8 protein-coding genes are annotated in these 13,153 nt (G+C 60.3%); 3 read left to right on the forward strand and 5 right to left on the reverse strand.

The annotated features are described in order from the left end of the window. Positions 1-59: 59 nt before the first annotated feature. Positions 60-1,250 (reverse strand): benzoate/H(+) symporter BenE family transporter, encoded by a 1,191-nt coding sequence (locus CKW18_RS14720; RefSeq protein ID WP_095189456.1) that lies wholly within the window; start codon positions 1,248-1,250, stop codon positions 60-62. A gap of 356 nt (positions 1,251-1,606) precedes the next feature. On the opposite strand from CKW18_RS14720, the gene CKW18_RS14725 reads away from it, so the two are divergent. Further along, on the forward strand, positions 1,607-2,371 hold the full coding sequence (locus tag CKW18_RS14725) for a GntR family transcriptional regulator (RefSeq protein WP_007961054.1): 765 nt from the start codon (positions 1,607-1,609) through the stop codon (positions 2,369-2,371). 155 nt (positions 2,372-2,526) lie between these two features. Here the strand turns inward: CKW18_RS14725 and guaD are convergent, their stop codons facing one another. The 4 genes from guaD to xdhA form a co-directional block, all read right to left on the reverse strand. Continuing rightward, positions 2,527-3,831, reverse strand: coding sequence for a guanine deaminase (gene guaD / locus CKW18_RS14730; protein ID WP_095189457.1), 1,305 nt, complete (start codon positions 3,829-3,831; stop codon positions 2,527-2,529). Positions 3,832-3,844: 13 nt separating this feature from the next. Beyond that, positions 3,845-4,702 (reverse strand): xanthine dehydrogenase accessory protein XdhC, encoded by an 858-nt coding sequence (xdhC, locus tag CKW18_RS14735; protein WP_095189458.1) that lies wholly within the window; start codon positions 4,700-4,702, stop codon positions 3,845-3,847. A 118-nt stretch (positions 4,703-4,820) separates the two neighbouring features. Beyond that, complete coding sequence (gene xdhB / locus CKW18_RS14740) at positions 4,821-7,220, reverse strand: xanthine dehydrogenase molybdopterin binding subunit (protein ID WP_095189459.1); 2,400 nt, start codon at positions 7,218-7,220, stop codon at positions 4,821-4,823. Further along, positions 7,213-8,667 (reverse strand): xanthine dehydrogenase small subunit, encoded by a 1,455-nt coding sequence (gene xdhA / locus CKW18_RS14745; protein ID WP_095189460.1) that lies wholly within the window; start codon positions 8,665-8,667, stop codon positions 7,213-7,215. Before xdhA ends, xdhB begins: the two co-directional genes overlap by 8 nt. Positions 8,668-8,957: 290 nt before the next feature. Here xdhA and CKW18_RS14750 point away from each other — a divergent pair, with 290 nt between their 5' ends. Beyond that, on the forward strand, positions 8,958-9,617 hold the full coding sequence (locus CKW18_RS14750; RefSeq protein WP_095189461.1) for a GntR family transcriptional regulator: 660 nt from the start codon (positions 8,958-8,960) through the stop codon (positions 9,615-9,617). Positions 9,618-9,619: 2 nt separating this feature from the next. After that, positions 9,620-13,108 (forward strand): chromosome segregation protein SMC, encoded by a 3,489-nt coding sequence (gene smc / locus CKW18_RS14755; RefSeq protein ID WP_095189462.1) that lies wholly within the window; start codon positions 9,620-9,622, stop codon positions 13,106-13,108. Positions 13,109-13,153 lie beyond the last annotated feature (45 nt).

A 13,153-nucleotide genomic window follows, 5' to 3' on the forward strand; every position in this document is an offset into this window, starting at 1 on the left:
TCCTACATGGGAATGGTGTACACCCTGTAGGAGCTGCTGCAGGCTGCGATCTTTGCTTTTTAAGCTTTACGCCAATTCAAAATCACCAACGTCAAAACCCCCGCCACAATCCCCCAGAATGCCGAACCGATGGAAAACAGCGTCAACCCTGACGCCGTGACCATAAAGGTGATCAGCGCCGCCTCACGTTCCTTCACCTCGGTCATGGCAATGCTCAAGCCATTGATGATCGAACCAAACAACGCCAGTGCGGCAATCGACAGCACCAGTTCCTTCGGCAGCGCGGAAAATAATGCCGCCAATGTGGCGCCGAACACCCCGGCGATGCCGTAGAAAATTCCGCACCACACCGCTGCGGTATAGCGCTTGTTGCGATCTTCATGGGCGTGCGGCCCGGTGCAGATTGCCGCGCTGATGGCGGCGAGGTTGATGCCGTGGGAGCCGAATGGCGCCAGCAGCAGCGAGGCGATGCCGGTGGTGGTGATCAGCGGCGAGGCCGGGACGTTGTAGCCGTCGGCACGCAGCACGGCGATGCCGGGCATGTTTTGCGAGGTCATGGCGACGACAAACAGCGGAATGCCGATGCTGATGGTTGCGGCGAGGGAGAAGTGCGGCGTTGTCCACACCGGCGTCGCCACTTCCAGATGAAAACCGCTGAAGTCCAGCAGGCCCATAAAGCCCGATAGCGCAGTACCGATCAGCAGTGCGGCGAGCACGGCATAACGCGGCGACAGGCGTTTGACCAGCAGATAAGTGAAGAACATCCCCAGTACCAGACCGGTGCGGTGTTGCGCGGCGACGAAGATTTCGCTGCCGATCTTGAACAGAATTCCCGCCAGCAGCGCGGCCGCCAGTGAGGCCGGAATCTTTTTGACCAGTCGTTCAAAACTGCCGGTCAACCCGCAAATGGTCACCAGCACGGCGCAAGTGATGTAGGCGCCGATGGCTTCGCCATAACTGACGCCACCCAGACTGGTGATCAGCAACGCCGCCCCCGGCGTCGACCAGGCAATGGTGATCGGCGTGCGATAGCGCAGCGACAGGCCGATCGAGCACACCGCCATGCCGATCGAAATCGCCCAGATCCACGAAGAAATCTGCCCGCTGCTCAGGCCCGCCGCTTGCCCGGCCTGAAACATCAGCACCAGTGAACTGGTGTAGCCGGTCATCATCGCGATGAACCCGGCGACGATGGCCGAGGGCGATGTGTCGGAGAAGGGGCGCAGTTGCGTGTGCGTGGCGTCGTTCATGACGGCGGTGTTCCTTATATCAATGAAGATCCCCGTCACAGCGCAAATCCTTGTGGGAGCGAGCCTGCTCGCGAAGGCGGTGTGTCAGTCGACATTCATTTTGAATGTGACATGGCTTTCGCGAGCAGGCTCGCTCCCACAGGGATTGTGTGCTGAAGGCGGATTCTGCGATCAAGCCTAAACTCAATCGTAACGGATCGTTGCAATACAGCCGTGGTCACAAACAGCCATACAGTCGTGTTGCCACCATCCATTGTGTACAATCGCGCTGTTTTTTACGCGATACTTGCCAGCGACCTACTGTGCCGTATTACAGTCACGGTCTATTCGCCGCAGTTCTCCCGACTCGAGTGCCCATGAACGAACAGTTGCAACCCCTCAAGAAACAACCGCGAGCAGGCAAAGCCGGCCGCAGCGGAACCCAGGACGATATTGTCTACGCGCACATCTTCGAGGCCATCCTCGAACAGCGTCTGGCGCCCGGCACCAAGTTGAGCGAAGAAGCGCTGGGGGAAATCTTTGGGGTCAGCCGCACCATCATTCGCCGCGCCTTATCGCGCCTGGCCCATGAAGGCGTCGTGCTGTTGCGGCCGAACCGTGGCGCCGTTGTCGCCAGTCCGAGCGTTGAAGAAGCGCGCCAAGTGTTTATGGCCCGCCGTCTGGTCGAGCGCGCGATCACTGAACTGGCTGTGCAGCACGCTACCGCCGAACAGATTGCCGAGCTGCGCCAGATGGTCAACGATGAGCGCGACAGCTTCTCGCGCGGTGATCGCGGCGCCGGTATTCGTTTGTCGGGTGAATTTCACCTGAAACTGGCGGAAGCGGCGAAGAACGCGCCGTTGATCAGCTTCCAGCGCAGCCTGGTCTCGCAGACCTCGCTGATCATCGCCCAGTATGAAAGCGGCAACCGCTCGCATTGTTCCTACGACGAACACACCCAGTTGATCGACGCCATCGAAGCGCGCAACGGTGAGCTGGCGGTCGACCTGATGATGCATCACATGGATCACATCGACAGCAAGCTTAACCTCGACGAGGAAAGCGCTTCGGATGATCTGCATGCAGTGTTCTCGCATTTGTTGCAGACCAAGAAGCCGGGGCGTCCAGCGGCGAAGCTTTGAGCTGATACCGAGTCGTGGCCTTCGCGAGCAAGCCCGCTCCCACGGGGGAATGCATTTCAAATGTGGGAGCGGGCTTGCTCGCGAAGGCGTCCTGACAGGCAATAAAAATCCCCCGGGGTGAACGCCACCGGGGGATTTTTTTGCTTGGGAAAAGCTTAGCGCTGATGCACCAGCGCACCCGCCGCATACGTCTGCTGCACCGTGCGGTCATCGCCCAGCGTCATCAACACAAACAACGTCTCGGCAATGTTGTTGGCTTGCTTCAAGCGATAGCTGAGCAGCGGCGTGGCGTTGTAATCGAGCACCAGGAAGTCGGCATCCGAGCCCGGTTGCAGGTTGCCGATCCTGTCTTCCAGACGCAGTGCCCGCGCACCGCCCAGTGTGGCCAGGTACAACGACTTGAACGGACTCAACCGCGCACCTTGTAACTGCATGACTTTGTAAGCTTCGTTCAGGGTTTGCAGCAGGGAAAAACTGGTGCCGCCGCCGACGTCAGTGCCGAGGCCGACATTCAATTTGTGCTTCTCGGCCATCGGCAGGTTGAACAAACCGCTGCCGAGGAAGAAGTTAGATGTCGGGCAGAACGAGATCGCCGAGCCGGTTTCCGCCAGACGCGCGCACTCCTCATCGCACAGGTGTACGCCGTGGGCGAATACCGAGCGCTCGCCGAGCAGTTTGTAGTGATCGTAAACGTCGAGGTAGCCCTTGCGCTCCGGGAACAGTTCCTTGACCCACTCGATTTCCTTGAGGTTCTCGCTGATGTGGGTCTGCATGTACAAATCCGGGTATTCGGTCAGCAATTGCCCGGCGAGGGTCAGTTGTTCCGGGGTACTGGTCGGGGCGAAACGCGGGGTGACTGCGTAGTGCAGACGACCCTTGCCGTGCCAGCGCTCGATCAGCGCCTTGCTCTCGACGTAGCTCGATTCGGCGGTGTCGGTCAGATAGTCCGGGGCGTTGCGGTCCATCATCACTTTGCCGGCGATCATGCGCAGATCAAGCTTCTCGGCCGCTTCGAAGAACGAGTTCACCGACTGCGGGTGCACGCTGCCGAACACCAGTGCGGTGGTGGTGCCGTTGCGCAGCAGTTCCTTGATGAAGATGTCGGCGACGTCGTCAGCGTGGGCCTTGTCACCGAACTGGCTTTCGCACGGGAAGGTGTAGGTGTTCAGCCAGTCGAGCAGTTGTTCGCCATAGGCGCCGACCATGCCGGTTTGCGGCAGGTGGATGTGGGTGTCGATGAAGCCTGGAGTAATCAGCGCATCTTGATAGTGGTTGATCTCGATGTCCGCCGGCAGGGTCGGCAGCAGTTCGCTGGCGTGGCCGAGGGCGCTGATCTTGCCGCCATCGACCACCAGCAGGCCGTCCTCGAAATATTCGTAGGAGGCTTCGATCCCGACTTCGGCGGGGTCGGCGATGCTGTGCAGGATGGCGGCGCGGTAGGCTTTGCGAGTCAGAGGCATGAGGGTTCTCTAATCAATTTGAGGCTTTGAGTTTGGCGGCTTCACTGCGGCGCGAAACGGGCAGCAGTTTGGCAATCGGTTCGGCGCTGGCGGTGTGCTGGCCGAAATTGGCGTTATAGGTGGCGATGATTTCGCCGGCGATGGAGATGGCGATTTCCACAGGCAGTTTGCCTTTGACTTCGCTGATGCCCATCGGGCAGCGCATGCGTTGCACGACGCTGGCGTCGAAACCGCGATCACGCAAGCGGTGTTCGAATTTGGCGCGTTTGGTCTTCGAGCCGATCAGGCCGAACCAGGTGAAATCGTTGCGCTTGAGGATCGCGGCGGTCAGCTCCAGATCCAGCTGATGGTTGTGGGTCATGACGATGCAGTAGCTGCCGGCGGGCAGGTCATCGATTTCATCCACCGGCTCTTCGGCGACGATTTTACGCACGCCATGGGGAATCTGTTCGGGAAATTCCTCTTCCCGCGAATCGATCCAGCGCACCCGGCAGGGCAGGCTGGCGAGCAACGGTACCAGTGCGCGGCCGACGTGGCCGGCACCGAACACGGCGATCTGCGCCTGCACCTGGCCCATCGGTTCGAACAGCAACACGGTGGCGCCACCGCAGCATTGGCCCAGACTGGCGCCCAGGCTGAAGCGCTCCAGATGGGTGTCCTGCTTGCCGCTGGCGAGCATCTCGCGGGCGATCTGCATGGCTTTGTATTCCAGATGCCCGCCACCGATGGTGTCGAAGATCTGTCTGGCGCTGACGACCATTTTCGAGCCGGCATTGCGTGGCGTCGAGCCGAGTTCTTCGATGATCGTCACCAGCACACAGGGTTCGCCCTGGTTCTGCAGGTCGGCGAGGGCGTCGATCCAGTTGTACATAGTTCACCCCTACAACATCGTTGTCTGTTCGGGCCTCTTCGCGAGCAAGCCCGCTCCCACAGGGGAATGCATTCCAAATGTGGGAGCGAGCCTGCTCGCGAATGGCCGCGCCTCGGTCCTAGAGCGGAGCCAACTCGGTTTCAGCTTCAACGGCTTTCACCGCTTTCAGCTGGCGCATCTGCTCACACCCCCACAACACCCGCTCGGGTGTCGCCGGCGCATCGATCTTCGGCTGATGCTTGTAGTCACCGAGGCTCGCCACTGCATCCTTGATCGCACACCACGCGGCAATCCCGAGCATGAACGGCGGCTCACCCACAGCCTTGGAATGGAACACCGTGTCTTCCGGGTTCTTGCGGTTTTCCACCAGCTTCACCCGCAGGTCCAGCGGCATGTCCGCCACGGCCGGGATCTTGTAGCTGGCCGGGCCGTTGGTCATCAGCTTGCCTTTGTTGTTCCAGACCAGCTCTTCCATGGTCAGCCAGCCCATGCCCTGCACGAAGCCACCTTCAACCTGACCGATGTCGATGGACGGGTTCAGCGAGGCGCCGACGTCGTGAAGAATGTCGGTACGCAGCATCTTGTACTCGCCGGTCAGGGTGTCGACGATCACTTCGCAGCACGCCGCGCCGAAGGCGAAGTAGTAGAACGGACGGCCACGGGCCTGGCTGCGGTCGTAGTAGATTTTCGGGGTCTTGTAGAAACCGGTGCTCGACAGCGAAACCTGATTGAAATACGCCTGCTGGATCAGCGCTTCGAAAGTCAGGATGTGATCGCGAACGCGCACATGGCCGTTGTGGAATTCGACGTCTTCTTCGCTGACTTTGAAGTGCCGTGCGGCAAATTTGACCAGACGTTGTTTGATGATCTCGGCGGCATTCTGCGCGGCTTTACCGTTAAGGTCAGCGCCACTCGACGCAGCGGTCGGCGAGGTGTTTGGCACCTTGTCAGTATTGGTCGCGGTGATTTGCACGCGGTCGATTTCGACTTGGAACACTTCGGCCACGACCTGCGCGACTTTGGTGTTCAGGCCTTGGCCCATTTCCGTGCCGCCGTGGTTCAGGTGGATGCTGCCGTCGGTGTAGATGTGGATCAGCGCACCGGCCTGGTTGAGGAAGCTCGCGGTGAAGGAGATGCCGAATTTCACCGGGGTCAGCGCCAGGCCTTTTTTCAGGATCGGGCTGTTGGCGTTGTAGCGGCGAATCGCTTCGCGGCGCTCGGTGTACTGGCTGCTTTCTTCCAGTTCGGCGGTCATCTCTTCGAGCATGTTGTGCTCGACGGTCTGGTAGTAATGGGTGACGTTGCGTTCGGTCTTGCCGTAATAGTTGGCCTTGCGCACGGGGAGTGGATCGAGGTTGAGGTGGCGGGCAATCGCGTCCATCACTTCTTCGATGGCGACCATGCCTTGCGGGCCACCGAAACCACGGTACGCGGTGTTCGACGCGGTGTTGGTCTTGCAGCGGTGACCGTTGATGGTCGCATCGCCGAGGTAGTACGAGTTGTCCGAGTGGAACATCGCCCGGTCAACGATCGAGGCGGACAAGTCCGGCGAGCAGCCGCAGTTACCGGCCAGGTCCATGTTGATCCCGTGCAGGCGCCCGGTGCTGTCGAAACCGACGTCGTACTCGACATAGAACGGGTGACGCTTGCCGGTCATCAGCATGTCTTCGACGCGCGGCAGGCGCATCTTGGTCGGCTGACCGGTGAGGTGCGCGACCACCGCGCACAGGCACGCCGGGCTCGCGGCCTGAGTTTCCTTGCCACCGAAACCGCCGCCCATGCGGCGCATGTCGACGACGATCTTGTTCATCGAAACGTCGAGCACTTCGGCGACCAGTTTCTGCACTTCGGTCGGGTTTTGCGTGGAGCAGTAAACGATCATGCCGCCGTCTTCGGTTGGCATCACCGAGGAGATCTGTGTCTCCAGATAGAAGTGTTCCTGACCGCCAATGTGCAGCGTGCCTTGAATGCGGTGTTCAGCGGTCGCCAGTGCGGAGACCGAGTCGCCGCGCTGGTGGGTGTGGCTGTCGAGCACGAAGTGGCGTTTGCGCAGGGCTTCAACCACGTCGAGTACAGGCTCGAGATCTTCGTATTCGATGATCGCCGCCATTGCCGCTTTGCGTGCGGTTTCCAGATCTTTCGCCGCCACGGCCAGCACCGGTTGACCGACAAATTGCACATCATCGATGGCCAACAGCGGATCGCCGGGCATCAACGGGCCAATGTCTTTCAGGCCGGGTACGTCTTCGTGGGTGATGGCAATGCGCACGCCTTCGAAGGCGTAGCAGGGCTTGGTATCGATGCTGATGATTTTTGCGTGGGCGCGGTCCGACAGGCGTGCATACAGGTGCAACTGATTCGGGAATTCCAGCCGATCATCAATGTACTGCGCTTCACCGGACACATGCTTGGCGGCGCTGTCGTGCTTGACGCTGCGGCCGACACCGGTGGTCAGGTCCTTGGCGAACAGCTCGGCCAATTCAGCCTGGGTCTTCTCTACGGCGTGATGGTTAGACATAAGCGGTCACCCGAGTCTCGATGTGCGGTGTTTGCAGTTCGATGAAGTATTTGCGCAGCAGGTTCTGCGCGCTGAGCAGGCGATATTCCTTGCTGGCGCGGAAGTCCGAGAGCGGCGTGAAGTCTTCGGCCAGTGCGGCGCAGGCGCGTTCGATCACGGTGTTGTTGAACGGTGCACCGATCAGCACGGCCTCGCAGTGGGCGGCGCGTTTCGGGATCGCGGCCATGCCGCCAAACGCCATGCGCGCATCGGTGATCACACCGTTTTCGACGCGCAGGTTGAACGCGGCGCAGACGGCGGAGATGTCATCGTCCAGACGCTTGGAGACTTTGTAGGCGCGGAACAACTGCTCGGCGCTGGCGCGTGGGACGATGATCTTCTCGATGAACTCGCTTTCCTGACGCGCGGTGACTTTGTAATCGATGAAGTAATCTTCCAGGTTCAGCGTGCGGCGGGTTTCGCCTTTGCACAGCACCACCTGTGCGCCGAGGGCGATCAGCAGCGGTGGCGAGTCACCAATCGGCGAAGCGTTGCCGATGTTGCCGCCGAGTGTGCCCTGGTTGCGGATTTGCAGGGAGGCGAAGCGGTGCAGCAATTCGCCGAAGTCCGGGTACTCGGCGTTCAGCGCTTCGTAGCAGTCGGAGAGGGCAGTGGCCGCGCCGATTTCGATGCGGTCGTCGAAGCGGTCGATGCGCTTCATTTCCGCGACGTTGCCGACGTAGATCATCACCGGCAAGGTGCGGTGGAACTGGGTGACTTCCAATGCCAGATCGGTGCCGCCGGCCAGCAGGCGGGCTTGTGGATAAGCGTCGTAGAGGTCGGCCAGGTCGGCGACGGTCAGCGGCACCAGGCAGCGCTTGTCACCGCTGTTGAGTTCACCGATATCGGTCGGGGCAATGGCTTTGAGGCGAGCGATGGTGTCCGCTTCGCGGGCATCGAACTGGTCCGGTTGCTTACCGCAGCAGGATTGCTCGGCAGCGGCCAGAATCGGCCGGTAGCCGGTGCAGCGGCAGAGGTTGCCGGCCAGCGCTTCGTGGGCTTTGGCCTGATCCGGGGCATCGCTGTTCTTTTGCAGGGCAAACAGCGACATGACGAAACCGGGGGTGCAGAAACCGCACTGCGAACCGTGGCACTCGACCATGGCTTTCTGCACGCTGTGCAGTTCGCCTTGGTGCTTGAGGTCTTCGACGCTGATCAGTTGCTTGCCGTGCAGCGACGAAACGAACGTCAGGCACGAGTTGAGGCTGCGATAGCGAATGTGTTCGCGGCCGTCGTCATCCGTTTGCAACTCGCCGACCACCACGGTGCAGGCGCCGCAGTCACCGCTGGCGCAACCTTCTTTGGTGCCGGATTTGCCTACGTGTTCACGCAAGTAATTGAGCACAGTCAGATTCGGGTCCAGGGCGTGCTCGCTACGGAGTTCCTGGTTAAGTAAAAACTGGATCACGGAAGGCCTCGCAGACTCATTATTGTTGTTAACCGACTTGAGCCGAATTTAGCAGCTCTGACTTTTCGGTCAATGGTTTTCTGACCTAAAGGTCAAGAAAACGCATTTCGTCGATCAGCAACGTGTCTATTCAGTATTGACCCTCATTGAGTCACCTGGTTTTTTGTTTGTTTTTCTATAGAAAGTTGCGGGATTCGTGCCAAAAACCGCTGAGTGGGCACTCCGCCATGCCCGTGCATTTGCGCTACACTGCGCCGCTTGTGCAGATCGATAGAGTTTGAAGGACAACCATGACGTTCAAGGCGCCGGACAGCCTCGCCGAGCAAATTGCTCACCACCTCGCCGAACGCATCATTCGTGGCGAAATGAAGCCGGGAGAGCGCATCCAGGAACAGAAGGTCACGCTGGCACTGAATGTCAGCCGCGGATCGGTCCGCGAAGCCTTGCTGATCCTCGAGCGCCGTCACCTGATCGCTATCCTGCCGCGCCGTGGCGCGCACGTCACCGAACTGACGGCGCACAAGGTGCAGAGCCTGTGCACGCTGATGAGCGAGTTGTACATCCTGCTCGGCAACTCGGTGGCCGATGGCTGGCAGACCCAGGCCGACATGGCGCCGTTCGTGCAGATCCAGCAGCGCCTGACCGCCAGCTACGAGCGTCAGGACATCCGCGCGTTTGTCGATGACAGCTTCGCGGTGATGCGCGCCGCCTATCCGTTCGCCAACAACCCGTACCTGCAAGAGACCGTCGAGAACCTGCAACCGGCCATGAGCCGCGCGTACTTCCTCGCCCTCGAACAGCGCAAGGCCGAAATGAGCGAATTCCTCGAACTGTTCGAACGCTTGCTGGCCGCTGTGCTTGCCCGTGATCTGCCGCAGATCCGCATTGTGCTGACGGCTTACGCCCAGCGCAGTTGCGATCTGGTGGTGTCTGCCCTGACGGTCGCCTAAGCGTGCGGCTCAAGTGCATCAAACTGGCGGGATTCAAATCCTTCGTCGACCCGACCACGGTGAACTTCCCCAGTAACATGGCGGCGGTCGTCGGGCCGAACGGTTGCGGCAAGTCGAACATCATCGACGCCGTACGCTGGGTGATGGGTGAAAGTTCGGCGAAGAACCTTCGTGGCGAGTCGATGACCGACGTCATCTTCAACGGCTCGACCAGTCGTAAACCGGTGAGTCAGGCGAGCATCGAGCTGGTGTTCGACAACTCCGACGGCACGCTGCTGGGCGAATACGCGGCTTACGCGGAAATCTCCATTCGCCGCAAAGTCACCCGCGACAGCCAGACCACGTATTACCTCAACGGCACCAAATGCCGTCGTCGCGACATCACCGATATCTTCCTCGGCACCGGCCTCGGCCCGCGCAGTTACTCGATCATCGAGCAGGGGATGATCTCCAAGCTGATCGAGTCCAAGCCTGAAGATCTGCGTAACTTTATTGAAGAAGCCGCGGGCATCTCAAAGTACAAGGAACGTCGGCGCGAGACCGAAAACCGCATCCGCCGCACCCATGAAAACCTCGCCCGTCTGACCGACCTGCGCGACGAGCTTGAGCGTCAACTCGAACGCTTGCACCGCCAGGCCGAGGCCGCCAAGAAGTATCAGGAATTCAAAGCCGAGGAGCGTCAGCTCAAGGCGCAGCTGTCGGCCTTGCGCTGGCAGGATCTGAACGATCAGGTCGGCCAGCGCGAGTCGATCATCGGCACTCAGGAAGTCAGTTTCGAAGCGCTGGTCGCCGAGCAGCGTAACGCTGACGCGGCCATCGAACGCCTGCGTGACGGGCACCATGATCTGTCGGAACGCTTCAATCTGGTGCAAGGGCGCTTCTATTCGGTCGGCGGTGACATCGCCCGGGTCGAGCAGAGTATCCAGCATGGTCAGCAACGCTTGCGCCAGTTGCAGGACGACTTGAAAGAAGCCGAGCGCGCGCGCCTGGAAACCGAATCGCACCTGGGGCATGACCGCACGCTGCTGCTGACCCTCGGCGAAGAGCTGGACATGCTCACGCCCGAGCAGGAAGTCACCAGCGCCGCCGCCGAAGAGGCCGCCGCGGCACTGGAAGATTCCGAAGCCGTCATGCACGGCTGGCAGGAGCAGTGGGACACGTTCAACCTGACCGCCGCCGAACCGCGCCGTCAGGCCGAAGTGCAGCAGTCGCGCATCCAGCAGCTGGAAACCAGCATGGAGCGTCTGGCCGACCGGCAGAAACGCCTCGGCGAAGAGCGCGCGCTGCTGTCGGCCGATCCGGAAGACGCGGCGATCATGGAACTCAACGAGCAACTCGCCGAGTCCGAAGCGACGCTCGAAGATTTGCAGACCAGCGAAGAGGCTCAGGTCGAAAAGCTTGAGCAACTGCGCCAGGAATTGCAGCAAGCGCTGACCGCGCAGCAACAAGCGCAGGGTGATTTGCAGCGCCTCAACGGTCGCTTGGCTTCGTTGGAGGCCTTGCAGCAAGCCGCGCTCGATCCGGGCACCGGCACCGCGCAATGGCTGACGGAACACAACCTTGCTGAACGTCCGCGTCTGGCCGAAGGCCTGAAGGTCGAGGCCGGTTGGGAGCTGGCGGTGGAAACCGTGCTCGGCGCGGATCTGCAAGCGGTGCTGGTCGATGATTTCAGCGGCTTCGATCTGTCCGGTTTCACCCAAGGCGATTTGCGCCTGCTCAGCCCCGGCACCGATGGCGTACGCGTGGCCGGCAGCTTGTTGGATAAAGTCGAGGCGCAGATCGATCTGTCGCCGTGGCTCGGTCAGGTCAAACCGGTCGACAGTCTGGAGCAGGCGTTGGCCTTGCGCGGTCAGTTGAGCGCCGGGCAGAGCCTGATCAGCCGCGACGGCTACTGGGTCGGTCGGCACTTTCTGCGCGTGCGTCGCGCCAGTGAAGCCGAAAGCGGCATGCTCGCCCGTGGCCAGGAAATCGAGGCGCTGCATCTGGAACGCGAAGAGAAAGAAGCCACCGTCGAGGCCATGGAAGCCCGCCTGCAAACCCTGCGTGCGCAACAGCGTCAGCAGGAAAACGGTCGCGAACATTTGCGTCGTTTGCTGCAGGACGAAGCCCGTCAGCAAGGTGAATTGAAAGCCCAGTTGTCTGCCGGCAAAGCCAAGGCCGAACAACTGACGCTGCGCCGCACGCGTCTCGATGAAGAATTGGTCGAACTCGGTGAACAACGCGAGCTTGAGCACGAACAAGTCGGCGAAGCGCGCATGCAATTGCAGGAAGCGCTGGACGCCATGGCGCTGGATACCGAGCAGCGTGAATTGTTGCTGGCCCAGCGCGACAGCTTGCGCGAACGCCTCGATCGCGTGCGTCAGGAAGCGCGGCAGCACAAGGATCATGCGCATCAGTTGGCCGTGCGGCTCGGCTCGTTGCGCGCCCAGCACGATTCCACGCGCCAGGCGCTGGAACGTCTGGAAATGCAGGCCGAGCGTCTGACCGAAAAGCGCGAACAGTTGAGTCTGAATCTGGAGGAGGGCGAGGCGCCGCTGGAAGAGCTGCGCCTCAAACTTGAAGAGCTGCTCGACAAACGCATGACGGTTGACGAGGAACTCAAGACCGCGCAGATCGCCCTGGAAGATGCTGATCGCGAACTGCGCGACGCGGAAAAACGCCGGACTCAGGCCGAGCAGCAATCGCAACTGATCCGTGGCCAGCTCGAGCAGCAACGTATGGAATGGCAAGCCCTGACCGTGCGCCGCAAGGCATTGCAGGATCAACTGCTCGAAGACGGCTACGATCTCATTGGCGTGCTTGCGACGTTGACGGCGCAGGCCAGTGAACGCGAAGCCGAAGAAGAACTCGAACGGATCAATGCGCGGATTCAGCGCCTGGGTGCGATCAACCTCGCGGCCATCGACGAATACACGCAACAATCGGAGCGTAAACGTTATCTGGATGCTCAGGACGCCGATCTGGTCGAAGCCCTGGAGACCCTGGAAAACGTTATCCGCAAGATCGACAAGGAAACCCGCAACCGTTTCAAAGATACCTTTGATCAGATCAATGGCGGTTTACAGGCACTTTTTCCAAAAGTTTTCGGTGGTGGACGGGCGTATTTGGAACTGACGGGCGAAGATCTACTCGATACAGGGGTAACGATCATGGCGCAGCCGCCAGGAAAGAAGAACAGCACCATCCATTTGCTCTCCGGCGGGGAAAAAGCCCTGACCGCACTGGCACTGGTTTTTGCGATCTTCAAATTGAATCCGGCGCCGTTCTGCATGCTCGATGAGGTTGACGCGCCACTGGATGACGCTAACGTTGGACGCTACGCACGATTGGTCAAAGAGATGTCGCAGACCGTGCAGTTCATCTATATCACCCACAACAAGATCGCCATGGAAATGGCCGAGCAGTTGATGGGCGTAACGATGCATGAGCCAGGTTGTTCGCGACTGGTAGCCGTGGATGTCGAGGAGGCGATGGCGATGGTGGACGCCTGAGCCAATGTGGTGTCGGAAAGGTATTAGAGGGTTGTAGGACTTTTT

Origin of the sequence: Pseudomonas sp. Irchel 3E19 (assembly GCF_900187585.1) — a bacterium.
GTDB lineage: Bacteria > Pseudomonadota > Gammaproteobacteria > Pseudomonadales > Pseudomonadaceae > Aquipseudomonas > Aquipseudomonas baetica.

Bases quoted from the DNA above. Each gene is read 5' to 3' on its own strand.
- CKW18_RS14725 (WP_007961054.1), top strand. From the start codon at position 1,607: ATGAACGAACAGTTGCAACCCCTCAAGAAACAACCGCGAGCAGGCAAA.
- guaD (WP_095189457.1), bottom strand. From the start codon at position 3,831: ATGCCTCTGACTCGCAAAGCCTACCGCGCCGCCATCCTGCACAGCATC.
- xdhC (WP_095189458.1), bottom strand. From the start codon at position 4,702: ATGTACAACTGGATCGACGCCCTCGCCGACCTGCAGAACCAGGGCGAA.
- xdhB (WP_095189459.1), bottom strand. From the start codon at position 7,220: ATGTCTAACCATCACGCCGTAGAGAAGACCCAGGCTGAATTGGCCGAG.
- CKW18_RS14720 (WP_095189456.1), bottom strand. From the start codon at position 1,250: ATGAACGACGCCACGCACACGCAACTGCGCCCCTTCTCCGACACATCG.
- CKW18_RS14750 (WP_095189461.1), top strand. From the start codon at position 8,958: ATGACGTTCAAGGCGCCGGACAGCCTCGCCGAGCAAATTGCTCACCAC.